This is a genomic window from Stenotrophomonas sp. 01N47 (genome assembly GCF_056399165.1).
The window spans coordinates 81,229-104,562 of the sequence record NZ_JBFTQU010000011.1 but is presented as its reverse complement, the minus strand read 5'-3'; the positions used below and the strand labels follow the sequence as shown (position 1 = coordinate 104,562).

At 64.4% G+C, this 23,334-nt stretch carries 25 protein-coding genes; 11 read left to right on the top strand and 14 right to left on the bottom strand.

Features of this window, described 5'->3' with window-relative positions; translation table 11 throughout:
- Positions 1-5: 5 nt before the first annotated feature.
- From AC1DKR_RS18825 to AC1DKR_RS18805, 5 genes are all read left to right on the top strand, one after another.
- Entirely contained in the window at positions 6-722 is a 717-nt protein-coding gene (locus tag AC1DKR_RS18825; RefSeq protein WP_025878288.1) for an SURF1 family protein, read from the top strand.
- Positions 723-772: 50 nt separating this feature from the next.
- Entirely contained in the window at positions 773-1,342 is a 570-nt protein-coding gene (locus AC1DKR_RS18820) for a hypothetical protein (RefSeq protein WP_033830168.1), read from the top strand.
- 10 nt (positions 1,343-1,352) lie between these two features.
- Positions 1,353-2,516, top strand: a complete 1,164-nt coding sequence (locus tag AC1DKR_RS18815; protein ID WP_312786874.1) for a COX15/CtaA family protein — start codon at positions 1,353-1,355, stop codon at positions 2,514-2,516.
- Between the two features lie 4 nt (positions 2,517-2,520).
- Entirely contained in the window at positions 2,521-3,414 is an 894-nt protein-coding gene (gene cyoE / locus AC1DKR_RS18810) for a heme o synthase (protein WP_033830169.1), read from the top strand.
- A 498-nt stretch (positions 3,415-3,912) separates the two neighbouring features.
- Positions 3,913-4,506, top strand: coding sequence for a hypothetical protein (locus tag AC1DKR_RS18805; protein WP_478034430.1), 594 nt, complete (start codon positions 3,913-3,915; stop codon positions 4,504-4,506).
- 155 nt (positions 4,507-4,661) lie between these two features.
- Here the strand turns inward: AC1DKR_RS18805 and AC1DKR_RS18800 are convergent, their stop codons facing one another.
- From AC1DKR_RS18800 to rpsU, 9 genes are all read right to left on the bottom strand, one after another.
- Positions 4,662-4,874, bottom strand: coding sequence for a hypothetical protein (locus tag AC1DKR_RS18800; protein WP_478034428.1), 213 nt, complete (start codon positions 4,872-4,874; stop codon positions 4,662-4,664).
- Positions 4,846-5,733, bottom strand: coding sequence for a hypothetical protein (locus AC1DKR_RS18795; RefSeq protein WP_478034426.1), 888 nt, complete (start codon positions 5,731-5,733; stop codon positions 4,846-4,848). Before AC1DKR_RS18795 ends, AC1DKR_RS18800 begins: the two co-directional genes overlap by 29 nt.
- Positions 5,734-6,597 (bottom strand): ion channel, encoded by an 864-nt coding sequence (locus AC1DKR_RS18790; RefSeq protein WP_478034423.1) that lies wholly within the window; start codon positions 6,595-6,597, stop codon positions 5,734-5,736.
- A 94-nt stretch (positions 6,598-6,691) separates the two neighbouring features.
- Positions 6,692-7,666: a bile acid:sodium symporter family protein gene (locus tag AC1DKR_RS18785; protein ID WP_478034421.1), complete on the bottom strand. Its 975-nt coding sequence runs from the start codon at positions 7,664-7,666 to the stop codon at positions 6,692-6,694.
- 40 nt (positions 7,667-7,706) lie between these two features.
- Positions 7,707-8,207, bottom strand: coding sequence for a protein tyrosine phosphatase family protein (locus tag AC1DKR_RS18780; protein ID WP_025878280.1), 501 nt, complete (start codon positions 8,205-8,207; stop codon positions 7,707-7,709).
- 26 nt (positions 8,208-8,233) lie between these two features.
- On the bottom strand, positions 8,234-9,973 hold the full coding sequence (dnaG, locus tag AC1DKR_RS18775) for a DNA primase (protein WP_478034418.1): 1,740 nt from the start codon (positions 9,971-9,973) through the stop codon (positions 8,234-8,236).
- A 59-nt stretch (positions 9,974-10,032) separates the two neighbouring features.
- Positions 10,033-10,992 carry a YihY/virulence factor BrkB family protein gene (locus AC1DKR_RS18770; RefSeq protein WP_478034416.1) on the bottom strand — a complete coding sequence of 320 codons (960 nt, stop codon included), beginning with the start codon at positions 10,990-10,992 and terminating at the stop codon, positions 10,033-10,035.
- Positions 10,993-11,097: 105 nt separating this feature from the next.
- A complete protein-coding gene (locus AC1DKR_RS18765; RefSeq protein WP_032975623.1) occupies positions 11,098-11,541 on the bottom strand; it encodes a GatB/YqeY domain-containing protein in 444 nt (147 codons plus the stop codon).
- A 133-nt stretch (positions 11,542-11,674) separates the two neighbouring features.
- Positions 11,675-11,890, bottom strand: a complete 216-nt coding sequence (gene rpsU, locus AC1DKR_RS18760; RefSeq protein WP_002808376.1) for a 30S ribosomal protein S21 — start codon at positions 11,888-11,890, stop codon at positions 11,675-11,677.
- Between the two features lie 166 nt (positions 11,891-12,056).
- Between rpsU and tsaD the strand changes: the two genes are divergently transcribed.
- Entirely contained in the window at positions 12,057-13,082 is a 1,026-nt protein-coding gene (gene tsaD / locus AC1DKR_RS18755) for a tRNA (adenosine(37)-N6)-threonylcarbamoyltransferase complex transferase subunit TsaD (RefSeq protein WP_049468546.1), read from the top strand.
- Between the two features lie 45 nt (positions 13,083-13,127).
- Here the strand turns inward: tsaD and AC1DKR_RS18750 are convergent, their stop codons facing one another.
- Positions 13,128-13,787 (bottom strand): hypothetical protein, encoded by a 660-nt coding sequence (locus AC1DKR_RS18750; RefSeq protein ID WP_478034451.1) that lies wholly within the window; start codon positions 13,785-13,787, stop codon positions 13,128-13,130.
- A 365-nt stretch (positions 13,788-14,152) separates the two neighbouring features.
- Here AC1DKR_RS18750 and folB point away from each other — a divergent pair, with 365 nt between their 5' ends.
- From folB to AC1DKR_RS18730, 4 genes are all read left to right on the top strand, one after another.
- Positions 14,153-14,506 carry a dihydroneopterin aldolase gene (gene folB / locus AC1DKR_RS18745; protein WP_025878255.1) on the top strand — a complete coding sequence of 118 codons (354 nt, stop codon included), beginning with the start codon at positions 14,153-14,155 and terminating at the stop codon, positions 14,504-14,506.
- Positions 14,507-14,597: 91 nt separating this feature from the next.
- Positions 14,598-15,869 carry a mechanosensitive ion channel family protein gene (locus tag AC1DKR_RS18740; RefSeq protein ID WP_059065752.1) on the top strand — a complete coding sequence of 424 codons (1,272 nt, stop codon included), beginning with the start codon at positions 14,598-14,600 and terminating at the stop codon, positions 15,867-15,869.
- A 128-nt stretch (positions 15,870-15,997) separates the two neighbouring features.
- Positions 15,998-18,172 carry a glycoside hydrolase family 3 N-terminal domain-containing protein gene (locus tag AC1DKR_RS18735; RefSeq protein ID WP_223484482.1) on the top strand — a complete coding sequence of 725 codons (2,175 nt, stop codon included), beginning with the start codon at positions 15,998-16,000 and terminating at the stop codon, positions 18,170-18,172.
- A 137-nt stretch (positions 18,173-18,309) separates the two neighbouring features.
- Positions 18,310-18,903, top strand: coding sequence for a hypothetical protein (locus AC1DKR_RS18730; RefSeq protein ID WP_033830175.1), 594 nt, complete (start codon positions 18,310-18,312; stop codon positions 18,901-18,903).
- 106 nt (positions 18,904-19,009) lie between these two features.
- Here the strand turns inward: AC1DKR_RS18730 and AC1DKR_RS18725 are convergent, their stop codons facing one another.
- Positions 19,010-20,176 (bottom strand): PQQ-dependent sugar dehydrogenase, encoded by a 1,167-nt coding sequence (locus AC1DKR_RS18725; protein ID WP_301909157.1) that lies wholly within the window; start codon positions 20,174-20,176, stop codon positions 19,010-19,012.
- A 172-nt stretch (positions 20,177-20,348) separates the two neighbouring features.
- Here AC1DKR_RS18725 and yiaA point away from each other — a divergent pair, with 172 nt between their 5' ends.
- A complete protein-coding gene (gene yiaA / locus AC1DKR_RS18720) occupies positions 20,349-20,801 on the top strand; it encodes an inner membrane protein YiaA (protein WP_478034413.1) in 453 nt (150 codons plus the stop codon).
- A gap of 46 nt (positions 20,802-20,847) precedes the next feature.
- Here yiaA and AC1DKR_RS18715 read toward each other — a convergent pair whose 3' ends face one another.
- From AC1DKR_RS18715 to AC1DKR_RS18705, 3 genes are all read right to left on the bottom strand, one after another.
- On the bottom strand, positions 20,848-21,180 hold the full coding sequence (locus AC1DKR_RS18715) for a hypothetical protein (RefSeq protein ID WP_478034411.1): 333 nt from the start codon (positions 21,178-21,180) through the stop codon (positions 20,848-20,850).
- Positions 21,181-21,262: 82 nt separating this feature from the next.
- Positions 21,263-22,564 (bottom strand): APC family permease, encoded by a 1,302-nt coding sequence (locus tag AC1DKR_RS18710; RefSeq protein ID WP_478034409.1) that lies wholly within the window; start codon positions 22,562-22,564, stop codon positions 21,263-21,265.
- Positions 22,561-23,322, bottom strand: a complete 762-nt coding sequence (locus AC1DKR_RS18705) for a L,D-transpeptidase family protein (protein ID WP_478034407.1) — start codon at positions 23,320-23,322, stop codon at positions 22,561-22,563. Before AC1DKR_RS18705 ends, AC1DKR_RS18710 begins: the two co-directional genes overlap by 4 nt.
- Positions 23,323-23,334: the final 12 nt, after the last annotated feature.

Here is a 23,334-nt window from a genome sequence, read left to right as displayed (position 1 = left end):
TTGTCATGATGCGCCAGCACACGCGCCTGATCGGCTGGCTGATGGCGTTGCTGGCGATGGCCGGATTCACCGCGCTGGGGCTGTGGCAGCTGCAGCGGATGCAGGCCAAGCAGGCGTTGCTGGATGCACAGGGGCCAGCCGTGGCGCAGGCGCTGCCGTTGGCGCAGGCGCTGGCGGCGCAGGGCGCGCTGCATGGCGTGGCCGATCACGGTCGCTTCCTGCCGGGCGTGGTGCTGCTGGACAACCAGACCCGCCACGGCCGCGCCGGGGTGAAGATCTATCGTCCGTTCCGCAGCGATGCGGGCAGCGTGTTGCTGGTGGACCTTGGCTGGCGCGCGCTGCCGCCGGACCGCAGGTTGCCGGTGGTGCCGGCACCGCCGTCGCCGGTGGCCGTACGTGGCCTGTTGGCGCCGCCCCCCTCGTCCGGGCTGGCGCTGGGGCCGGCGTTCACTACCACCGATGTTGCAGGGCGCTGGCTGGCCAGTCGCCTCCCCGCCGATGGCCTGGCTGCGGCACTGGGCCTGCCATCGTTGCCCGAACGCGTGCTGCGGCTGGACCCAGCGCTGCCGTTCGGCGATGAGCGCGATCTCGACCTGCTGCCGAACACGCTGCCGCCGCAGCGCCACCTGGGTTACGCCGTGCAGTGGTTCGGGCTGGCGCTGACCGTGCTGGTGGTGGCGCTGGTACTGGAGTGGCGCAGAAGACGGCCCGTTGCCCGGTAGTGCCGGCCGCTGGCCGGCATCCCTTTCCCAACCATGAGAAAATGCCCTGCATGAACACTGCTACCTCCCCGCAGGCGCGCGGCAACGGCCGCCGGACCCTGGTGCTGCTGTTCGCCGTTTTCTTCGGGGCGATGGCGCTGGCCGCCCTCCTGCGTTTCTCCGGCTGGCAGCCAACCGCGCACCGCAATGCAGGGCAATTGCTGAAGCCGCCGGTGGATCTGCGCCAGCAACCGCCGACGCTGGCCAATGGCGCGGCCTACCCCTGGAACCCCGAGGCGCGCACATGGCGCCTGTTGGTGGCCCCGGCCGGAGCGTGCGACGCGCAGTGCGTCACTTTGTCGCAGGGACTGGGCAAGGTGTGGCAGCTGTTCGGCCATAACGCCGATAATGTCGAGATCCTGTGGCTGGGAACGCCACCGGCGTCGATCGCCTCGCTGCCCGCGCTGCGGCCGCTGGCCCCGTCGCCAGCCCTGCGCGCGGCGCTGCCTGGCGTCGATGATCCGGCGGGTCTGCCGGTCTACGTGATCGATCCGAACGGCTTCGTGATCATGCGTCATGCCCCCGGGAGCGATCTCGGCGGTCTGCGCAAGGACATGGCCACGTTGCTGAAACTGAAGTGAGTCCCGTTTGATGAGCCTTTCCGCGCGTCCGGCGCTGCACCGCAATTTCCACCGCCTGGCGTGGTTCGCCATGATCATGACCGCGAGCACGATCATGTTCGGTGCCTTCGTGCGCCTGTCCGATGCCGGCCTGAGCTGCCCGGACTGGCCGACCTGCTATGGGCAGGCGACCTGGCCGCAGCACGTGGAAGAGACCATTGGCCACCCGGCAGCGGAGATCCGTCCGCTGGAAACACACAAGGCCTGGCGTGAGCAGGTGCACCGCTTCCTGGCTGGCGCGCTCGGCATCGAGATCCTGACCCTGGCCCTGCTGGCCACGCGCAAGCGGCGTTTCGGAAGCACGGCGGTAGTCACCGCCTGCGTGCTGGTGGCCGCGGGCATACCGCTGTACATGATGGGCTGGCATGGAACCGCCAGCGCGCTGGCGCTGGTTGGTGAGGCCATCCTGCTGATCGCGGCGCTGCGCTGGAGCAACATCGACCTGGCGCGCGCTGGGCTGCTGACATTGGCGGTGGTGATCTTCCAGGCACTGCTGGGCATGTGGACGGTGACCCTGCTGCTCAAGCCGATCGTGGTGATGGGTCATCTGCTGGGCGGCATGCTGATGTTCGGCCTGCTGGTGTGGATGGCCTGGCGTGCCACGCACATGCCGATCACCCTGGCTGAGGCGCCGAAGCTGAAGTGGCTGCTGCGCATTGGCGTGGCGGTGCTGGTCACCCAGATCGCGCTGGGTGGCTGGGTCAGCGCCAACTACGCGGCGCTGGCGTGTGGCGGCGGCAGCGCCTCGCTGGACAACTTCCCGCGCTGTGCCAACCAGTGGTGGCCGCAGCACAACTTCGCCGAGGGCTTCACCCTGTGGCGCGGTATCGGCGTGGACTACGAAGGCGGCGTGCTCGACGGTGCCTCGCGCATCGCCATCCAGATGGCCCATCGCCTGTTTGCCATCGTCGTTGCCGTTTACCTGCTGTGGCTGGGCCTGCGCCTGTTCCGGCTGCCGAGCATGCGCGGCTGGGCTTCGGCCCTGGTCGCGCTGCTGGTGCTGCAGGTCACCCTCGGCATCCTCAACGTGAAGCTGGCGCTGCCGCTGGAAGTGGCAGTGGCGCACAACGGCGTTGCCGTTGCCCTGTTGTTTGTATTGGTCAGCCTGCTGGCCCGCCTGCGTGCCCCGGACTGATCCCATGTTTTCCAACTATCGCCAGTACTGGGACCTGACCAAGCCCAAGGTCGTCGCCCTTATCGTCTTCACCGCCCTGGTCGGCATGGTCCTGGCCATTCCCGGCGTGCCCAGCTGGGAGCAGGTGCGTGCCGGCCTGCTCGGCTTCCTCGGCATCTGGCTTGCCGCGTCCGCCGCTGCAGCCATCAACCAGCTGCTGGATGCGCACATCGACGCGCAGATGGCGCGCACCTCGTGGCGTCCGCTGGTGGTGGGCAAGGTGAAGCCGTGGCAGGTGCTGGTGTTCGCCGGCGTGCTGATCGTGCTGTCGATGGCGATCCTGGTGCTGTGGGTGAACTGGATCACCGCGGTGCTGACCTTCGCCTCGCTGATCGGTTATGCGGTGATCTACACCGTCTACCTGAAACGCGCGACCTCGCAGAACATCGTCATCGGTGGTCTGGCCGGTGCGATGCCGCCGATGCTGGGGTGGGCGGCGGTGACCGGCATGCAGGGGCAGTCGGACTGGGCGTACTCGTCGCTGCTGGTGCTGATCATCTTCATCTGGACGCCGCCGCACTTCTGGGCGCTGGCGATCTTCCGTCGCGAGGATTACGCCAAGGCGGAAATCCCGATGCTGCCGGTCACCCATGGCGTGGTGCACACGCGCAAGCAGATCATGGCGTACTCGGTGGTGCTGGCGCTGGTCTGCCTGCTGCCGTACCTGGTTGGCATGAGCGGAGCGTTCTACCTGGGTGGGGCGATCGTGCTCAACGCCGTGTTCCTCTGGTACGCCTGGCGCATGCTCAACCCGCCGGACGAGCTGTTCTCGATGAAGATGTTCAGTTACTCCATCGTCTACCTGATGGCGCTGTTCGCCTTCCTGCTGGTGGATCACTGGATCCTGCCCTGGTTGTGACCTCGGGGTCACATCAGCCGAGTATGGGCTTGGCTCTACAGTAAATTCACGCCATTTTGCGTGCGCTGATCTTTTCTCTTCCTAGCCAGCAGAATAGTACGTTGCTGTGGAATTTCTTTACGGCTCGCTGTTCTTTCCCGCAATGGCTGTTGCAAAAATTCTGATCGCGTAGGCTGCCGGAGAGAAGTGGTTGAGTCGTCGCTATGCGGAAATCTCATTGATCTGATATGGCGCAGAACTCCTGACTATGTCAGGAAAGATGATCGAAGCGAGTACTAAAGAAGCGCGTATCAAAAAGGTGCATAATCCAAGCTGCAGAGGTGAGTTCGATCTGGTCGCTGTGGCTAGCCTAGATCCTTGTGGGTATCCTAGGTATGGATGTACGCAACTGGAATTTGAGCGTAATTTCTGTTAATTGGATTTCCGGGCTGCTTATAAAATAGCGGGTTTTCTGAAATTTGAGTTGAACACAGTCAATTTTAAAGTATGGAGGCTGAAATGACGGTCTTGGGTAATGTGCTTTTTCGTAGCAGGGGGGACTTGGACTCTGTTCTTCGTGGCCACTCGGAGGCGATTCCAGCACTCGTAAAGCAAGAGTTTTCCAGAAGGCCGAATTCTTTCGATAGAAATGAGTGTGTCGCGAGCGTTGTAAAAACTCTTGAGCTTGCTCCGTTAGTGCTGGATCTTTCTTTGGCAAAAACGTCGGTTACGGCGACGACGTTCGAGGCGCAAGACCAATTTTTCGGCGGCACTTCCACGGTCCACGGTTGGGAGTTGGTGAGGACGATTCCATTTCAGGGGCACCAAGAGCTCTGGGATCTCCGCCCCAATCCTTATGGAGTCAACTCGCCATCTGCAATGGTCGAGAGTTCAGGTTTGAAAGTGGGCATCCGCGTTCGTGATTCTGACGTGGACACAGGAAAGCAGTACATCAACGATACTGTCAGTCGGATCCAAATCTGCATTGACACCCAAAAGGCTCAAATTGAAGCTTTCAATTCAAGCTTGGTAGAGCAGGTTCAGCAAGAGATTGATGGGTACCTTTCTCGGCAGAACCGGGCCGCTCAGATTTTGAAGGATCTTGAGGGTTAGGCAAGAGAGGTAGTCTTGAATTCATCCGAGGTTGTAGATTGTTTGTTCTGAAAGATTAAACTCATAGGATCGTCATTCTTAGGCCTGACGATCCTATGATCGGATTCGCTATTGAAAAACGGGTAGTACCAGCCGTTATGCGCCGGGCGATCAGGTCAAAGGCTGTTAGTTGGATCTGACCCGGAGATCACGATGATGATCTCGGCTTCACGGTTGATGTCCAGGCGGCGGGCGAGGCAAGATAATGCGCGCATTGCCATACTCGGCAGCGCCTTGGCGCTTACGAAGGGCAGGTGAGGCAGCGGCGACTTGTTCCACAGCCACTCGATTATTGCCTCACTAAGGGCCTGATACACCTTGATCAGCACGGTGCATTCTCTCTCTTAGCAACTCATTCAGCGTCTCTGTAAGTAGTGGTGCTTGGCGAGCTTGGCAAGCGCCATAACGATTTGGCGCCTTAATCATTCGCTTGATCCTCTCGTCCACAACCGTTTTGCTAGAATAAATGGACGTTAGGCTGAGGTATTCAATCGTTCTCAGAATCTCGTAATTTGACGAGAATTTTCTCTTCATTAATAACTCATCAAAAGTTTCTTCTGAAAAGTTCATTTGGAATGATCTTCTCGCTATCTCCTTCCAAGTGTTCAGCGCATGAGTTGCCTCGGTTGAGGCGGGAAGCCCTCTACGATAGCGGGACTTTTCCATCCTTAGGTCTTGGAGTGCCCTTAGTGCATGGATTTTTTCGTCTTTTCCCACAAGTAGGAATTCGACGATGTCTCGTAGACGGAAAGATAGCCTTCCGGATTGTGCGGCCTTCTTAATTAGCAGGTCGCGGGAAAGGCAGAACGTGAAGTCAAATTGCCATCCTCGGGCACGGTCGTCTTCAATCTTGGAAAGTGCGAATCCTAGCGACTGTATGCAGCGGTCGAGCTCGTGCTGCTCCGGAGGGATGGCGTTGCACTGATCTAGGAATATTCTCAGTTGGCTATTATCATCCCAAAGGATTTGAGCTTCTAGCTTAAGGTGCTGTAGAAAGAGCGAGCCTTTGCACTGCATGAAGTGTAGTTGCTTGGAGCTCATGGACGAGCAGCTGTAGCCTAAGCCTGATAATTCCATAGTGATGACGGATCTTGCCTTCGGATCGTCATTGATAATCAATATGTCATTATCGCTGTACTCGTCAGAGTCCCCTCTTCTTCTCGAGCCAAACTCGGCAATGGCTCTCATTTAATCGCGTCTCATAATGCGGCCGGCGACTTCAGTTAGGGCCATCGTGAAGAACAGCGGGCCAAGCAGTGCTTGGCAGGATACGACAATTTTGCCAATCTCCGTTTTGGGCGTCACGTCGCCAAACCCTACAGTACTGATGGTGATGCACGTAAAATATATTGAGTCTAGGAGGCTGATTTGGCTGTCGTTGAACATTTCTTCTCGAAATGCATAATTTATGGCCGCTGCACCTATTGCAAGTGTCGTAAAGGTTCCTAGTATTCTCCAGGTCTTTTGCCCATATCCGGAGACAAATGCATGGGCAAGGCTGACCAAATACTTCGCGCAGTTTGTTATGGGATTTTTAGAGTTTCTTATTTCGTGCAGGATCTGGCTTCTTTCAGCTACTCGCATTAAGTAAAGGCTTTCCCTTGCGTATGTGGGCTGACTCGTTGCAACTGAGTTTCGATACATTGCATGGAACCAGCCAATCGCGATGTTGCTATCTGTCTCCAGATCAAAATTCTTGCTGAATTGTGCGGGATCAATAAGGCACTCAATTAGCTTTGCCTTGTACATATTGCAGGCAGTAAATGTGCAGTTGATGAATTCACAATTATCGAAATCAGTTCCTAGGAACAGGCACTCTGAAAAAGAGCAATTCGTGAATATGATGTTGCTTATTCTTGTTCTTTTGAACGAACATTTGCTGATTGATGCGCCCTTCACTCTGGTAAGAGAAGGGAGCTTCGGACTTAGGATTTCTGGGTAATAAAGGAACGAATTCCAACCAAATGCATTCACATGGGATGCCAGTTGTTCTTCGCTGTCTATCCTGGTGCCCGTGATTGAAAATGTGGCCGCACTTTTCCCTTTCTGCATTTGACTCATTCCCTGATGAGATTATTTCGGATAGTGCTAAGGCTAAGGCTAAGGCGAGCGGGCGCGACCTATTACTTCGGGAAGTCGAAGAAGATCAGCTCTGCGGTCGTTTAGCATACCGCTGCGCGATCACGCCGCAGACGATCAGCTGGATCTGGTGATAGATCATCACCGGCAGCACGATCGCGCCGAGGCTGCCGCCAGCGAACAGCACCTTGGCGATCGGCACGCCGGTGGCCAGGCTCTTCTTCGAGCCGCAGAATACGATGGCGATTTCGTCTTCGCGGTTGAAGCGCAGGCGGCGGGCGATGAAGGTGATCAGCGGCATCGCGATGCCGAGCAGTACAGCCGCCACCACCGCCACTGCGAACAGCGACAGCAGCGGCGTCTTGCTCCACAACCCCTCGGTAACCGCTTCGCCGAATGCCGAGTACACCACCAGCAGGATGGTGGCCTGGTCGGTGTAGCGCAGCAGCGCGCGCTGCTTCTCCACCCAGCCGGCGATCCAAGGGCGCAACAGATGGCCGGCCACGAACGGCACCAGCAGCTGCAGCATGATGCCGCCGATGGCATGCAGCGGGTCGTGCACGCCGCCGGAGGTGCCGGCCAGCGCGGTCAGCAGCAGGGGCGTGAGGAACACGCCGAGGATGCTCGACAGCGAAGCACTGCACACGGCCGCCGGCACGTTGCCGTGCGCCATCGAGGTGAACGCGATGGAGGACTGCACGGTGGAGGGCAGGGTGCACAGGAACAGCACGCCCAGGTACAGCTCAGGTGTCAGCAGCCAGCCTGACAACGGCTTGAACAACAGCCCCAGCAGCGGGAACAGGATGAAGGTGCAGGCGAGGATCGTCAGGTGCAGGCGCCAGTGCAGCATGCCGCCGATGATCGATTCGCGCGGCAGGCGCGCGCCGTGCAGGAAGAACAGCGCGGCGATGGCGACGGTGGTGACATCGTCGAGCACCAGGGCGGCGGCGCCTTTCATCGGCAGCAGCGAGGCCAGGCCGACGGTGCACAGCAGGGCGAGGGTGAAGTTGTCCGGTCGCAGGCGCGACCACCAGCGGGTCATGGTGGATGGGCTCCTTGGTGCGGGGGGATTACCCCGGGAATCAGGGGGTGGGAGAAGGGATCGCCAGACGCTCGCGGGTGGCCGCTTCCAACGACTTCAGGCCGGCTCGCTGGCCCAGTTGCAGCGCCTGTTCCGGGCTGGCGTGTTCGTAGCGTGCGTTGACCAGGCCGAGCACGGCACCGGCGCGGTTGCCGGAAGCGCAGTGCAGCAGCACCGGCCCCTGGCTCTGCTGCAGCGCCTGGTGCACGGCGCGCAGGTTGGTGGCATCCAGGCCCTCGGCGCCGGCTACCGGGATGCGCACATAGCGCAGGCCGAGCGCTTCGGCCTCGCGTGTTTCATCGAAGCCGCGATCTTCATCGGGTTGGCGCAGGTCGATTACCGTGCGCACGCCTTGGGCAGCCAGTTCGTGCAGTTGCGCGGCCGTGGGCTGGCCACCGGCGTAGAGGCCGGGGCGGACTTCAGCAAGAACAGGGTCCGCAGCCCAGGCCGGCAGGATCGGGCAGAGCGACAACAACAGCAGGCAGGTCAGGCGCAGCAGCATGCTCTCTCCGGGGATGTGTTCTGCCGCTACAGGCGCAGATTGGCGCGCGCCTTCAGCAGCTCGCGCATCTCGTACTTGTCAGTATCGTCCAGACCCTGTTGTCGCTGCTTGGCGTTGAGGTCGTCGATCCGCTGGAACAGCAGCTGCTTCTCCAGCTGGCCGACCGCGTCATGCAGTTCCACCGTCCACATCGCTTCATCGCCCGCCAGCGTCTGCGCGGCCAAGGTGTGCAGTGAGGCCTGTTCTTCGCGGCCGTCAAAATGCTCGAGCAGGGCGCCGGTACTGATGTCCGGGCGCTGTTCGACCAGCCCCAGCAATTCCAGCAGCAGCTCAACGCCCGGCAGGCGCAGGCCCTGGAAGTGGTGCTTGCCGCCCAGGGTCAGGGCCAGCGACGGCTGCTGCAGCAGGACGGCGATCGCGCCACGCACCAGGCTGCGCTTGGCCGCCGGCTGGATCGTGCGCGGAGCGGCGCGTTGCGGCATCTGCGGCCGGCCCGCCTGCGCGTTGCCGCCCAGCCCCGTCAGCTGCGCCAACTGCTGCTTCATCAGGTCGCCGAAGGCACCATCGGGAATCTGCGTCAGCATCGGCTTGGCGCGCTCGGCCAGCCGTGCCTTGCCATCCAGCGTGCCCAGGTTGATCTCGCGGGTCAGCTCGTCGAAGAAGAACTGCGACAGCGGCGTGGCCTGCTTCAAGCGTTCGTCGAAGGCCTCGGCGCCTTCCTTGCGCACGATGCTGTCCGGGTCTTCGCCGTCGGGCAGGAACAGGAAGAAGGCCTGGCGGCCGTCCTTCATGCGTGGCAGCACCGATTCCAGCGCCTTCCAGCCGGCGCGGCGGCCGGCGGCGTCGCCGTCGAAGCAGAAGAACACGTCCGGCGCGTTGCGGAACAACAGTTCGGCGTGGTCCGGCGTGGTCGCCGTGCCCAGCGTCGCCACCGCCTGGGTGACGCCGAACTGGAACAGCGAGACCACGTCCATGTAGCCCTCGACCACGATCAAGCGCTCGATCTTCTGGTTGGCCTGGCGCACCTGCCACAGGCCGTACAGCTCGCGGCCCTTGTGGAACAGCGCGGTCTCGGGCGAGTTGAGGTACTTGGGGCCGTCATCCTTCTCGAACACGCGCCCGCCGAAGGCGATCACCCGGCCACGGCGGTCGAAGATCGGGAACATCACCCGGTCGCGGAACTTGTCGTAGACGTGGCCGCGGTCGTTCTTTGAGAACAGGCCGGCGCGGTCGAGCAGCTTCATCCGCCGCTCGTCCTTGCCCAGTGCGTCGCGCAGGCCGCTGTAGCCATCAGGTGCATAGCCGATCTGGAAGCGTGCGCGGTTCTCTTCGTCCACGCCACGGCCGTCGAGGTAGCTGCGTGCTTTCTCGCTGCCTTCCAGGTTCTTCTGGAAGAACTTGGTTGCCGCGTCCAGCGCGGAGTACAGCTCGCGGCTGTCATCCTGCTGTTGGGCGCTGCGCGGGTTCTCGCTGCGCGGCACTTCCATGCCGGCACGCTTGGCCAGTTCATCCACCGCGTCGAGGAACTCGAGGCGGTCGTAGTTCATCAGGAAGCTGATCGCCGTGCCGTGCGCACCGCAGCCAAAGCAGTGATAGAACTGCTTGGTCGGCGAGACGGTGAACGAGGCCGAGCGCTCGTCATGGAACGGGCAGCGTGCGGCGTATTCCTTGCCCTGTCGCTTCAGCGGCACGCGGCTGCCCACCACCTCGACGATGTCGGAGCGGGCCAGCAGGTCGTCGATGAAAGCGTCGGGGATACGGGCCATGGGCAACGAGGCAGGGCGCGGCGGCAGCCACGCGGAAGGGGGAAGTCAGTCCCCCTAGTTTACCCCTTGCCGGCCCCGTTCCCGGGCGCGTTCGCCGCGGTGCCAGGGTCGATGCCTGCAGCGAGCAGATGATGGCGTGCGCGCAGGCGTTCATCGATCACCGCGGTCATCAGCGCGCCGACGAAGAAGACCACGGTGGCGTAGTAGATCCAGACCAGCGAGATCACCAGCGCACCCATCGAGCCGTAAGCGCTGCCCGGTGCGACGGTGGCGATGTACACGCCGATGCCATAGCGTCCAAGCGCGAACAGCGCCGAGGTGATGAGGCCGCCGATGAAGGCCTGGCGCCACGCCACGCGCCGGTCCGGCAGGTAGTGATACATGAAGGCGAAGCCGACCGCGTACAGCAGCAGGCTGGTCAGGTAGCCGATGGCCGGCAGGATCGAGGGCAGCTGCGCAAAGGCCACCTGCAGCACGGTGGTGGCGGTCATCGACAGGATCAGCAGGAAGCCCAGCGCCAGCACGACGCCGAAGGAGAACACGCGCTTGCGCAGCCAGGCCTTGATGCCCTCCAGGCGTTCGCCGCTGGTGCGGAAGATCAGGTTCAGTGCGTTCTGCAACTGGGCAAACACCGCAGTGGCGCCAACGAACAGCAACAGCGTGCTCCACAGCCCGGCCAGCGATCCGACGTCGGGCTGGTTGTCGGCATTCTTCAGCACGGTTTCGGCCACGGTCGCGGCACTGCTGCCGGCCACCGAGCTGATCTGGTCGACCAGGGCCTGCTGTGCCGGTGGATACAGCGAGGCGGTCAGCCACAGCAGCAGCACCAGCAGCGGCGCCATCGACAGCAGGGCATAGAAGGAAACCGAGGCGGCCTGGGTCAGCACGTCGATTTCGACGAAGCGCTTGACGACGGCCATCGGGAAACTGTCCTGCAGGCGCTTGATGTACTTGTGCAGGGACGCGGGGCCGCCGTGCGGCGCGCTGTCTTCGGGGGCGTGGGACGTTGGATCAACCATGCCGGAGTTGTAGCAGCACCACGTCGAAGACGCGGTGAAGCAGGTGCGCAGGAGCGCGTCCCGGCGTCCCTTCGCAGTGCGGAAGGGACCCGGGTCTGGCGTTGCTTACGACAGCGCCTGCTTGACCAGCTTGGATACCAGGCCCATGTCGGCCTGGCCGGCCAGCTTGGGCTTCAGCGCGCCCATCAGCTTGCCCATGTCGGCCGCGCTGCTGGCGCCGGTTTCGGCGATGGCCGCCTGGATGGCCGCGACGATCTCGGCTTCGCCCATCTTGGCCGGCAGGTAGGCTTCGATCACCACGATTTCGGCGCGCTCGATTGCCGCCAGGTCTTCGCGGTTGGCCGCTTCAAACTGGCTGACCGAGTCCTTGCGCTGCTTGACCATCTTGTCGAGCACGGCGATCACGGCGGTGTCGTCGAGCTCGATGCGCTCGTCGACTTCCTTCTGCTTGATGGCGGCGTTGATCAGGCGGATGACGCCCAGCTTGTGCTTCTCGCCGCCCTTCATGGCGGCCTTCATGTCTTCGGTGAGCTGCTGCTTCATGCTCATGACGAACCTCGTGGTGGTAGTGGGGCAGGGCGGATGCCCGGGCCCGGAAACGCAAAAAGCCGGCGACGCTCGCGCGTGCCGGCTTCGACTCCATCGCGGCAGGGAATGCCCACCGCAATGAAGATGCGTCCGATCAGTACAGGCGCTGACGCTTGGTAACGTCGCGCGACGAGCGGCGCAGCTGACGCTTCACAGCAGCGGCGGCCTTGCGCTTGCGCTCCTGGGTCGGCTTTTCGTAGAACTCGCGCTTGCGGGTTTCGGCCAGCACACCGGCCTTTTCGCAAGTGCGCTTGAAGCGGCGAAGAGCAAACTCAAAGGGTTCGTTCTCGCGGACTTTGACGCTGGGCATGGAATCTCCGGGACACAGTAGAACCGGGTCACGCCCGGCGAGCCGCACATTATAGTGGCGAATAAACAAACTGCAAGCCACAAATCCTGAATAGGGGCAAGTTGTTGGATTGCAGTGAGACCTGCCAGTTCCCCGAGGGGTTGGCAGGGGCGTCATAATAGCAGGCATGCGAGTCCTTGGCATCGAATCTTCCTGTGACGAGACCGGCGTGGCGGTGTATGACACCGACCTGGCCGGCAGCGCTGCCCTGCGCGCCCATGCGGTCTACAGCCAGATCGCCCTGCACGCCGAGTACGGCGGTGTGGTGCCTGAACTGGCCAGCCGTGACCACGTGCGCAAGCTGCTGCCGTTGATCCGGCAGACGCTGGCCGAGGCCGGGCTTGGCGTGAACGACATCGACGGGGTGGCCTACACCGCCGGCCCCGGCCTGGTCGGGGCGCTGCTGGTGGGTGCCGGCGTGGCCCGGTCGCTGGCCTGGGCGCTGGAGGTTCCCGCCGTGGGTGTGCACCACATGGAAGGTCACCTGTTGGCGCCGCTGATGGAAGACGATCCGCCGCAGGCCCCGTTCGTGGCGCTGCTGGTGTCCGGTGGCCATACCCAGCTGGTGGCCGTCGATGCCATCGGCCAGTACCGGTTGCTGGGCGAAACCCTGGACGACGCCGCAGGCGAAGCCTTCGACAAGACCGCCAAGATGATGGGCCTGCCGTACCCGGGCGGGCCGCAGCTGGCCGCGCTGGCCGAGCAGGGCACGCCGGGCGTCTACCGCTTCACGCGGCCGATGACCGACCGCCCGGGCCTGGATTTCAGCTTCTCCGGCCTGAAGACCCAGGTCCTGATGGCCTGGCGCGACAGCGACCAGAGCGAGCAGACCCGCGCCGACATCGCCCGTGGCTTTGAAGACGCCGTGGTCGAGACCCTGTGCATCAAGTGCGAACGCGCGCTGGAAGCGGCCGGCACCAATGTGATCGTGGTGGCCGGCGGTGTGGGTGCCAACAAGCGCCTGCGCGCCCGCCTGCAGCAGATGGCCGAGCGCCTCGGCGGCCGCGCCTGCTTCCCGCGGCCGGCGTTGTGCACCGACAACGGCGCGATGATCGCCTTCGCCGGCGCGCTGCGCCTGCTGGCGGGCCAGCACAGCCCACCGAAGGTGGACGTCACCCCGCGTTGGGACATGGCGACGCTGCCGGCGGTGTGAGCCGGTCCGTCTCCCGGTAGTGCCGGCCGCTGGCCGGCAACATCATCAACGCTTGCCAACCAGTGGCGAGGCCGCCAGCACCGTGGTGGCCCGTTCATGGCGCTGCAGCCATGCCAGCGTGTGCGGGCACCGGGCGTGGATCAGCCGCCCGATCGCGGCCAGGTCGGCGCCGATGTCGCGCTCGAGGATCGGTTCGTGGTGGGCGATGCGGTTGCGTAGGTGGCGGATGCGTCCGATATCTGCGTGGATGGCTTTCCTGGTGACACTGGGATGGGCCGAAGGCGCATGGCGTAGAACGCCGCTGAGTGCTGGTATCCACAGCGAAGCGTCGAAGCGGCAGGTGAAGAGCTGCTGCCAGAAAACCATCGGCAGGTTGGCGACGATCTCGGGCGTGTCGGTGGTACGGCCGGTGACCAGTTCCAGTGCGGTTCTCGCCGAAGCGGATGAAGATGCCGGCAGCCTGCGTCGGAAGGCATCATTCCACGGCCATCGAGGCCCATGTTGCCGGGCCAGCGCCGATGCGGCTGCGTTGCGGATGACCACTTCGCACAGATGCACCGGCATCATCAGCGCACCGCACATCCGCATGTTCCACAGGTACAGGGATTCGGCGGTGAGACCCGGGCTGCAGGCCGATGCAATTCTCTCGTAGGTCGACAGGCGCTCCGCTGACAGAGCGCGCCTCAATGCATCGTATGCAGCCATCGTGATGTGCGGTGGTGAAGGAAGGGTCGATGCTGGCCAGAGACGGCGGCGATCACCATCGGGGAACGCCGTTGCCTGCGTGACCGATTCCCTGTGTTTCGGCTCGGACGAATTCCGTGAGTTGCTTTGTCGCAATTGGCCTTGACCGGCGATTGGGTCCTTGCCTAACCTCAGTGCCTGCGCCACCGGGACCCGCGGCTTGAGAAAGCTCCCCCCGGGGACAAAACGGTAGTACCAAAGGGCCCCGCTAGCAGGGCCCTTTGTCTTTTCCAGACCTTGCGAATGCCCGGCGACCCGCCTCCGTTCCGGGCAGGCTCACTGCCGTCCCGTTACCATGGCCGCCTGTTTTCCGGCTGGTAACCGCAATGGACAAGGTTTTCATCGAAGGGCTGACGATCGACGCCCTGATCGGCATCTACGATTGGGAGCGGCGGATCCGCCAGGACCTGGTGTTCGATCTGGAGATGGGGTTCGACAACCGTCGCCCGGCCGCCAGCGATGACATTGCCCATACCCTGAACTACAAGGCGGTCAGCAAGCGCCTGGAGCAGTTCGTGCGCGAATCGGAATTCGGCCTGGTGGAGACCTTGGCCGAGCGCTGCGCGCAGATCGTGCTGGACGAGTTCGACGTGAAGTGGCTGCGCCTGAAGCTGAGCAAGCCCGGGGCGGTGCGTGGTGCACGTGCGGTCGGCGTGATCATCGAACGCTCGCGGGACTGACAGGCCGGTAGTGCCGGCCGTCGGCTGGCAACCCCCGGTAGTGCCGGCCGCTGGCCGGCAACCTCAACAGCAATGAAGAAGGAGACAACCGATGGTGGACGCAGTGGTGGCGGTACAGTGGCTGGAAAAGCTGCAGAACACACTGGAACCCTATCCTGGCGCCTACCTGGCGTTGATGATCTCGGCGCTGCTGGTTGCCGCCGGCCTGGCCAACTGGGTGACCAAGCGCATCCTGCTGCGCGGCCTGCGTCGCCTGCTCAACCGCCTGCCCGGCGCCGATACCGGCCGCGGCAGCCATCTGATGCGGGTCATTTCGCGGCTGTCCAACGTGGTGCCCAGCCAGGTGATCGCCTCGGGCATCCGTATCGTGCCGGATCTGCCGCCGGGCCTGGTCGGCTTCATCATCGGTGCCTGCCAGGCGTGGGCGATCCTGACCGTGGTGCTGGCGCTGTCGCATGCGCTGGATGCGGCCAACGACCTGTACGAACGTCGCCCCGAGGCGCGCAACAAGCCGATCAAGGGGTACCTGCAGGTCGCCAAGATCATCATCTTCGTGATCGCCGGTCTGTCGATCGTTGCCACCCTCGCCGGTGTCGACCTGCGCTACCTGGTCACCGGCCTGGGCGCGGCCACCGCAGTACTGATGCTGATCTTCCAGGACACCATCCTGTCGCTGGTGGCCAGCGTGCAGATCAGTGGTGATGGGCGTATCCGTATCGGCGACTGGATCGAGATGCCCAGCCAGAATGCCGACGGCGATGTCATCGATATCGCCCTGCATACGGTGACGGTGCAGAACTTCGACAAGACCATCACCACCATCCCGACCAAGAAGCTGGTGACCGAGTCGTTCAAGAACTGGCGCGGCATGCAGGAGGCCGGTGGCCGCCGGATCAAGCGCGCGCTGTTCCTGGACCAGCACAGCGTGCGTTTCATGGAGGAACAGGACCTGGCCTTCCTCGGCCAGTTCGCCCTGCTGGGCGACTACCTGCGCGGCAAGCAGCAGGAGCTGGGCCAGTGGAACGGGCGCCTGCGCGAGCAGGGCGTGGCCGAGGTCAACAGCCGCCGGGTGACCAACCTGGGCACCTTCCGCGCCTACGTGGAGCGTTATCTGGCCAGCCACCCGGGCATCCATACCGATATGACCCTGCTGGTGCGCCAGCTGCAGCCGACCACCGAAGGCCTGCCGCTGGAGCTGTACTGCTTCACCCGCAGCACCGCCTGGGGCGAATACGAGGCGGTGCAGTCGGACATCTTCGACCACCTGCTGGCGATCCTGCCGGCCTTTGGCCTGCGGGTGTTCCAGGCGTCCAGCGACGCGATGTTGATGGCCGGGCAGCGCCAGTTGGCCGGCTCGGAGTAAGCTGCGATGCCCCCGGCCGGACCGTACGGATCCGGCTGGTGGCTGAAACTGAATGACGAAACCTCTCGCCAAATCGTCCGGGATCGCTAGAATGCCGGGCTTGTAAACGTTTTCATCAAGGACTGCCGGTGGCCTCCGATCGCATCGAATCCCTCATTGCCCAGATGACCGTCGAGGAAAAAGTCGGCCAGCTGGGTGTCTTCGCGGACATGGTCCGCCCGTTCGCCCCGGACGTGAACCCGGAAGCCAACGTGCGCAATGCCGACCAGGTGCTGCAGCAGGTGCGCGAGGGCAAGGTCGGCTCGCTGTTCAACGGGGTCGGCGCCGAGCTCGGCCGCCGCATCCAGCAGGTCGCCACCGAGGAGAGCCGCCTGGGCATCCCGGTGATCCTGGCGGCCGACGTCATCCACGGCATGCGCACGGTGTTCCCGATTCCGCTGGGCGAGGCCGCCAGCTTCGAGCCGGACCTGGCCGAGCGCACCGCGCGCGCCACTGCGGTTGAAGCGACCGCTGCCGGCCTGCACTGGACCTACGCACCGGCAGTGGACATCGCCCGTGACCAGCGCTGGGGACGCGGTGCCGAAGGTGCCGGTGAGGACGTGGTACTGGGCTGTGCCTTCGCCGCTGCCCGCGTGCGTGGCTTCCAAGGCAGCGACCTGCGGGCCGCCGACTCGCTGCTGGCCACGCCCAAGCACTTCGCCGCCTACGGCGCGGTGATGGCCGGCATGGAATACAACATGGTGGACATCTCGCCGCAGACCCTGCGCGATGTGCACCTGCCGCCGTTCAAGGCGGCCTTCGATGCTGGCGCGATCACCGTGATGTCCTCGTTCAACGACATCAACGGCGTGCCGGCCAGCGCCAACGCCGAGCTGCTGACCGACATCCTGCGCGGTGAATGGAAGTTCCCGGGCGTGGTGATCTCCGACTACACCGCCGACATGGAACTGGTCGCGCACGGTTATGCCGCCGACGACCGCGATGCCACCGCCAAGGCGTTCACCGCCGGCCTGGACCTGAGCATGCAGAGCGGCTTCTACGCCGAGCACCTGCCGGGCCTGGTGGAGAGCGGCGAGGTGCCGATGAGCGTGCTGGATGAAGGCGTGCGCCGCATCCTGTGGCTGAAGGAAGCCATCGGCCTGTTCGACGACCCGTACCGTTCGCTGGACCCGGCGCGCGAAGCCGATACCTCCCATATCGCCGCCCATGACGAACTGTCGCGCGATGCCGCGCGCCGTTCGATCGTGCTGCTGAACAACCGCGACAACGTGCTGCCGCTGCAGAAGAACGGTCAGAAGATCGCGCTGATCGGCCCGTTCGTGCAGGACCGCGACAACATCGAAGGCTGCTGGACGCTGTTCGGCGACAAGCAGCGTTACGTGGATCTGGAAACCGGCGTTCGCGCGGCCATCGGCGATGACGCGCTGCTGGAAGTGGTGCCGGGTTGCGAACTGGAAGCCGCCATTGCCGGTGGCACCGAGGCGGCCGTGGCCGCTGCGCTGCGCGCCGACGTGGTGGTGCTGGCGCTGGGCGAGCCGCAGCGTTACAGCGGCGAGGCGCAGTCGCGCGTGGAGATCACCCTGCCGCCGGCACAGCAGGCGCTGGCCGAAGCGGTGGCGATGACCGGCAAGCCGCTGGTGGTGCTGCTGCGCAATGGTCGCGCGCTGGCCCTTCAGGGCGCGGTGCGCAATGCGCATGCCGTTGCGATCACCTGGTACCTGGGCACGCAGACCGGCCATGCCGTGGCCGATGTGCTGTTCGGCGATTACAGCCCCTCCGGCCGCTTGCCGGTCAGCTTCCCGCAGGTGTCCGGCCAGCAGCCGTACTTCTACAACCACCCGCGCACCGGTCGCCCGGAACTGCCGACGATGTCGGAATTCAAGGCACGCTGGCGCGAGATTCCGAACGAGCCGTTGTACCCGTTCGGCCATGGCATCGGCTACACCACCTTCGCCTACGGCGTGCCGCAGCTGAGCAGTGCGCGCGTCGGCTGGGACGACACCCTGACCCTGACCACCACGCTGACCAATACCGGCAGCGTGGCCGGCGAGGAAGTGGTGCAGCTGTACATCCACGACCGCGTGGCCAGCCGCGTGCGCCCGGTGCGCGAGCTGAAGGACTTCCGCAAGGTGGCCCTGCAGCCGGGCGAGTCGGCCGAGGTGGTGTTCACCCTGACCCGTGAACAGCTGGCATTCACCGGCCGCGACGGCGTGCTGCGTGCCGAGCCGGGCCTGTTCGACGTGTGGGTGTGCGCCTCGTCGATGGCTGGTGACGCGGTGCAGTTCGAACTGCTGAAGGCCTGATCGGTAGAGCATCCACGCATGGCGTGGGTCTACTGGCAATGAGTAGCGCCGGGCCATGCCCGGCGTCCTCACCCATGGCGAACACGCCGGGCACGGCCCGGCGCTACCATCGGAGCCTGATCCGATGGAGACCGCGCATGCGCACGATGGCCTACCTTGTTCCTGTCCTGTTGCTGGCAGCGTGCTCGCAGCCGGCACCGCCGCCCGAACCTGCCGCCGATGCGCCTCCGCCGATGACGGGCGCGACGCCGGCCGAAGCGGCCGCCAGCACCACGCCCGATGCGGTCGCCGCGCCACAGGCTGCGGCGGAGCACGCCAAGGATGCGGCTGCGACGCCGGCCGATGCTGCCAACCCCGCAGCACCTGCGGCGGCAGACGACGCCCGCGCGCGCATCGAGACGCTGCTCGGCGATGCGGCGCAGTATGAAAAAGTATTCACTGCCTTCAAGACCGCAGTGGTCGGTGGCGATCGCGCGGCGGTGGTTGAAGAAGTGCGTTTCCCGCTGAACATCAGCGGTGGCAGGAAGATCACCGGGCCCGGTGAATTCCAGCGCAACTACGAAAAGATCATCACCCCGGCGGTGGTCAAGGCGGTGTCCGCGCAGGACTTCGGCACGGTATTCGTCAACCAGCAGGGCGTGATGATCGGCGATGGCCAGGTGTGGCTGACCGGCGAGTGCCTGGACAAGGCCTGCACGCGCACCGAGGTGAAGGTCGGCACCATCCAGTAACGAAAACGGCCCCGTATGCAGGGCCGTTCCAGATCGGTAGTGCCGGCCGCKGGCCGGCAACCAGGGCTCCTGCAGGTGCCGGCCAGCAGCCGGCACCACCCGGCCATCAGGCCTTCGGCGTGAGCTTCAGCAGCCGTGCCTTGCTGCCGTCTTCCAGCAGCCACAACGCGCCGTCCGGGCCCTGTTCCACTTCGCGGATGCGCTCGCCCATGTTGAAGCGTTCGGCCTCGCGCGCGCTGTCGCCGTCGAAGGCAACCCGCACCAGCGAAGTGGACGACAGCCCGCCGATGAAGGCGCTGCCCTTCCACTGCGGGAACAGGCTGCCGCTGTAGAACATCAGGCCGGCCGGGGAAATGACCGGGTTCCAGGTCACCTTCGGTGCGGCGAACTCCGGGCGGGTGTCATGGTCGGGAATCGGACGGCCGTCGTAGTGGTCGCCGTTGGACACGATCGGGTAGCCGTAATTGGCACCGCGCACGATCAGGTTCAGCTCATCGCCGCCGGCCGGGCCCATCTCCTGCGCCCACAGCTTGCCGTTGGCATCGAAAGCGATGCCCAGCACGTTGCGGTGGCCCAGCGACCACACCTGCGCGGCCACACCGCCCTGCGAGGCGAACGGATTGTCGGCCGGCAGGCTGCCGTCGTCGTTGAGGCGGATGATCTTGCCTAGGTTGCCACTCATGTCCTGCGCAGGATCGAACTTCTGCCGTTCGCTGGAACTGATCCACAGCTTGCCGTCCGGGCCGAAGGCCAGGCGGTGGCCGTAGTGGCCTTCGCCACTGACCTTCGGCGTCTGCCGCCAGATCACCTTCAGGTCCTTCAACTGGCCGCCGCCGCTGGCATCGAGGGCGAGGGTGGCACGGGCCACGGCCGCGCCGCGCGTGTCCAGCGTGCCTTCCTCGGCGTAGCTGACGTACACCACGCGGTTGCGGGCGAAATCCGGATGCAGGATGACGTCACCGAACCCACCCTGGCCGCCGTAGGCGACCTTCGGCACACCGGTGATCTCATGTTTCTGGCCGCTGGCCAGGTCCAGGTGCTGCAGCTTGCCGCGCTTTTCGGTGACCAGCAGGCTGCCATCGGGCAGGAAGGTCATCGCCCACGGCTGGTCGAACCGGCTGACCTCGGTGGCGGTGAAGGGGCGTTGGTCTGCGCTGGCCGCGGCGGTCGCCGGGGCCTTCTGGCCGGACGCATCAGGGCCGGCCGCGTTGCAGGCGGTGGTGGCGAGGATCGGTAGCAGGCCGAGGGCGAGCAGCAGGGGCGTGCGGGTCATGGGTATCTCCAGCGGAAGGGGATGCGGATGGCCAGGCTCTCCCTTGTATACCACCGGGGCGGTGACGGTCGTGGCCCGAAGGTCCTGCTCCCCCCTGTGCGGCATGGCGCGGATCGTCTAGGGTGTTGTCGCCCGGGCAAAGCATTGCCCGCCTGTCTGCCAAGGACCTGCAATGAACGCACCCCTCATCCATCGACCCTCGCCCGCCTTCATCGCCGCCTCGTGGGTGGCCCTGCTGCTGGGCGCGGTGGCTTACCTGGTAGGCCTGTTCAATGCCGAAATGCCGCTGAACGAAAAGGGCTATTACCTGACCCTGCTGTTGTTCGGCCTGTTCGCGGCGGTATCGCTGCAGAAGAGTGTGCGCGACCGCGTCGAGAGCATCCCGGTGAGCGGCCTGTACTACGCGCTGTGCTGGTTCGCACTGCTGTCGGCGCTGTTGCTGCTGCTGGTCGGTCTGTGGAACGCCACCCTGGTGCTGAGCGAAAAGGGCTTCTATGGCATGGCCTTCGCGCTGTCGCTGTTTGGCGCGGTGGCGGTGCAGAAGAACACCCGCGACCTGATTGCCGCCAACGCGGGTGAGCCCAAGCGCGCTTCGTCGATTCCGCCGCTGCCAGAACAGGACTGACCGGCGGAGGTAGAGCCGAGCATGTGCTCGGCTCTACAGGACACTGTTACGCGCTGCGATCCCGGCGCGGGTCCAGATTGACCGCTTCTTCCCAGCCACGACGCACGGCGCTGCGCGCCTGCGCCCATTCCAGCCGGCTCTTGCCGCGTTCGTTTGCCCACCGCGTTTCCAGCTCGCCTTCCACCTCCTCGTACGCGCGGATCATGTCCTGCGCGCGCGCGGTGTGGCCGATCTGGTAGGCCGGTTCGTAATCATCGAAGAACAGCTGGTTGTCGTAATACGGCTCGCTGGTATAGCGATCGCGCCAGTAGTCCGAAACAGCCTGGCGCGGGGTTCCATCTTCCGGCACGCGGCCGGGGATCTGGTAATCAGTGCTCATGGGCAGGGGGCTCCGTGGTGGACGAAGCCTGATCCTGCCCATCTGCCGGTTAACGCGCCGGGCTGGCAGTGTGACCGCCAGGTCAATCCACGGCGGCGTCCTTGCGCGGCAGTTTGTAAATGACGGCACCGACCGCAAAGGCGACCAAGGCAGCAGCGATGTTCTGCCAGCTGGCACTGGCGAACAGGGCCACACACAGCAGCAGGGCCAGCACCGGAATCAACGGGCCACCGGGCAGCTTCAACGCACCGGGACGGTCCGCATAGCGCTTGGCCAATACCAGCACCGCTGCCGCAGTACCGATGTAAGCGAACAGGCGCGTGGTCATGGACAACAGCGCCAGTTGCACGAACGACCCGGACAGCGCCAGGCCGAGCGCGATCAGGCCCTGGCAGAAGATTGCTGCAGCCGGGGTACGGAAGCGCGGGTGCACCTGCGCCAACACCTTCGGGCCGTAGCCATCGCGGGCCAGGGCGAACAGGAAGCGCGGGCCCATCATCATCGTGTTGCTGTTGGTGCCGAGGATGGAGATGGTCGCGCCCACGGTGAGGATCAGCGCCAGCGCCTCGCCGCCGAAGCTGGAGGCGGCATCGGCCAGCGGCGTGGCCGAGCTGGCCAGGCCGGGCAGCGTGCCTTGTGCCACGATCTGCACCGCCGCATAGATCACGGTGACGGTGACGATCATGGTAATCAGCGCGAACGGGATGTCGCGGCGTGGGTTGCGGTACTCGCCGGCCGCGGCCGGGATGTTCTCGAACCCGGCGTAGGCATACAGCAGCAACAGCGCCGCCTCGCCCATGCGCTGCAGGTCGTGCGGGTCCGGGCGCTGGCCAGAAAACGCCAGGTGCGGATCGATGTAGAACGCGCCAATGGCCACGAACAGCAGCAGCGGCAGCATCTTGCCGATCACCAGCACGATGCCGGTACGGGCGGCCGAACGCACGCCGATGATGTTCACCCCGGTCAGGAAAGCGAGCGAGACCACGATGATCGCGATGCGGCCCATGCCGGCGCCTGCCCATGGCCAGAACCGCGCCACGGCGTCAGCCAGCGCATTGCTGAGCGCTGCGGCGGAGCTGATACGGGTCAGCCAGATCATCCAGCCGATCTCGAAGCCGGCAAAGCGACCGAAGGCTTCGCGCGCGTACAGGTAGCTGCCACCGGGTTCATCGAAATAGCTGGCCGCCTGCGCATAGCACAGCACCAGCAGGGCGACGACGATGCCGGCAGCGACCACGCCCCACAGGCTGAAGGGCCCGAGCAGGGCGACCGTGGCGGCCGGTAGCAGGTAGATGCCGCTGCCGACCACATCGTTGATCGACAGGCCGACGATCTGCCAGCGGCTGACCGCGCGTTGCAGTTGTGGTTCTTCGACGGTGCTCAACGTGCGGCTCCTTCAAGCGCGGGCAGTTTCCACTGCGCCTGCAGGCGCTGGTATTCGGCGCGTGGCAACAGCACGAAACGCGGCGTGTCCTGCGGGCGCAGCCAGTCCAGCAACGCCTTCATGCGCGCCTGCGGCATCGCGGTGCAGCCGGCGGTGGCCTCGCCGGGCTGGCGCCACAGATGGGCGAAGATGCAGCTGCCCTTGCCGGGCTGATTGTCCGGGTTGTGCGCGATCACGAAGCCTTCCTGGTAACGCACGTCGCCCTTGTTGTGCAGGTCCAGCCGCATCGGTTCGGTGGAGCCGGTTATGGCGGTACTGCCGACCTTCCTGGCATCGACGATGCGGTTGTAGAACGGCGACACCGGTACGTCCATGCAGTAGCTGCTCTCGAACATCGGCTGGTAGGTCATCGCCGTTCCGGGCCGAGTGACGGCATAACCGAACGCGCTGCCCAGCGCGAACACACCGGCCGGACTGCGGCCATCGCCTTCCTGTTTCTGTGGGCCATCGGCCTGGACAGGATGCAGGCCCAGGCCCCAGGCACTGCCGGTGCGACCCAAGGCCACCGGGAACGCCTGGCCGTGCTTGCGCCAGTGCTTGCCGTCGCGCACGAAGGCCTGCAGCTGTCCCTGCGTGCTGTCCCAGTTATCGCTGGTGACGACGATCAATTGGCGTGCCTCATCCAGCGGGGCGGCATGGACAGTGACGGCAGCGAGCAGCAGCGCGGCGGATGCAAGGCGGGCCAGCAGCAGGTTCATCGGGCGCTCCGG

Coding starts and splice junctions, on each gene's coding strand:
- AC1DKR_RS18825 (WP_025878288.1), top strand. CDS start 6: ATGATGCGCCAGCACACGCGCCTGATCGGCTGGCTGATGGCGTTGCTG.
- AC1DKR_RS18820 (WP_033830168.1), top strand. CDS start 773: ATGAACACTGCTACCTCCCCGCAGGCGCGCGGCAACGGCCGCCGGACC.
- AC1DKR_RS18815 (WP_312786874.1), top strand. CDS start 1,353: ATGAGCCTTTCCGCGCGTCCGGCGCTGCACCGCAATTTCCACCGCCTG.
- cyoE (WP_033830169.1), top strand. CDS start 2,521: ATGTTTTCCAACTATCGCCAGTACTGGGACCTGACCAAGCCCAAGGTC.
- AC1DKR_RS18805 (WP_478034430.1), top strand. CDS start 3,913: ATGACGGTCTTGGGTAATGTGCTTTTTCGTAGCAGGGGGGACTTGGAC.
- AC1DKR_RS18795 (WP_478034426.1), bottom strand. CDS start 5,733: ATGAGAGCCATTGCCGAGTTTGGCTCGAGAAGAAGAGGGGACTCTGAC.
- AC1DKR_RS18790 (WP_478034423.1), bottom strand. CDS start 6,597: ATGCAGAAAGGGAAAAGTGCGGCCACATTTTCAATCACGGGCACCAGG.
- AC1DKR_RS18785 (WP_478034421.1), bottom strand. CDS start 7,666: ATGACCCGCTGGTGGTCGCGCCTGCGACCGGACAACTTCACCCTCGCC.
- AC1DKR_RS18780 (WP_025878280.1), bottom strand. CDS start 8,207: ATGCTGCTGCGCCTGACCTGCCTGCTGTTGTTGTCGCTCTGCCCGATC.
- dnaG (WP_478034418.1), bottom strand. CDS start 9,973: ATGGCCCGTATCCCCGACGCTTTCATCGACGACCTGCTGGCCCGCTCC.
- AC1DKR_RS18770 (WP_478034416.1), bottom strand. CDS start 10,992: ATGGTTGATCCAACGTCCCACGCCCCCGAAGACAGCGCGCCGCACGGC.
- AC1DKR_RS18765 (WP_032975623.1), bottom strand. CDS start 11,541: ATGAGCATGAAGCAGCAGCTCACCGAAGACATGAAGGCCGCCATGAAG.
- rpsU (WP_002808376.1), bottom strand. CDS start 11,890: ATGCCCAGCGTCAAAGTCCGCGAGAACGAACCCTTTGAGTTTGCTCTT.
- tsaD (WP_049468546.1), top strand. CDS start 12,057: ATGCGAGTCCTTGGCATCGAATCTTCCTGTGACGAGACCGGCGTGGCG.
- AC1DKR_RS18750 (WP_478034451.1), bottom strand. CDS start 13,787: ATGGCTGCATACGATGCATTGAGGCGCGCTCTGTCAGCGGAGCGCCTG.
- folB (WP_025878255.1), top strand. CDS start 14,153: ATGGACAAGGTTTTCATCGAAGGGCTGACGATCGACGCCCTGATCGGC.
- AC1DKR_RS18740 (WP_059065752.1), top strand. CDS start 14,598: ATGGTGGACGCAGTGGTGGCGGTACAGTGGCTGGAAAAGCTGCAGAAC.
- AC1DKR_RS18730 (WP_033830175.1), top strand. CDS start 18,310: ATGCGCACGATGGCCTACCTTGTTCCTGTCCTGTTGCTGGCAGCGTGC.
- AC1DKR_RS18725 (WP_301909157.1), bottom strand. CDS start 20,176: ATGACCCGCACGCCCCTGCTGCTCGCCCTCGGCCTGCTACCGATCCTC.
- yiaA (WP_478034413.1), top strand. CDS start 20,349: ATGAACGCACCCCTCATCCATCGACCCTCGCCCGCCTTCATCGCCGCC.
- AC1DKR_RS18715 (WP_478034411.1), bottom strand. CDS start 21,180: ATGAGCACTGATTACCAGATCCCCGGCCGCGTGCCGGAAGATGGAACC.
- AC1DKR_RS18705 (WP_478034407.1), bottom strand. CDS start 23,322: ATGAACCTGCTGCTGGCCCGCCTTGCATCCGCCGCGCTGCTGCTCGCT.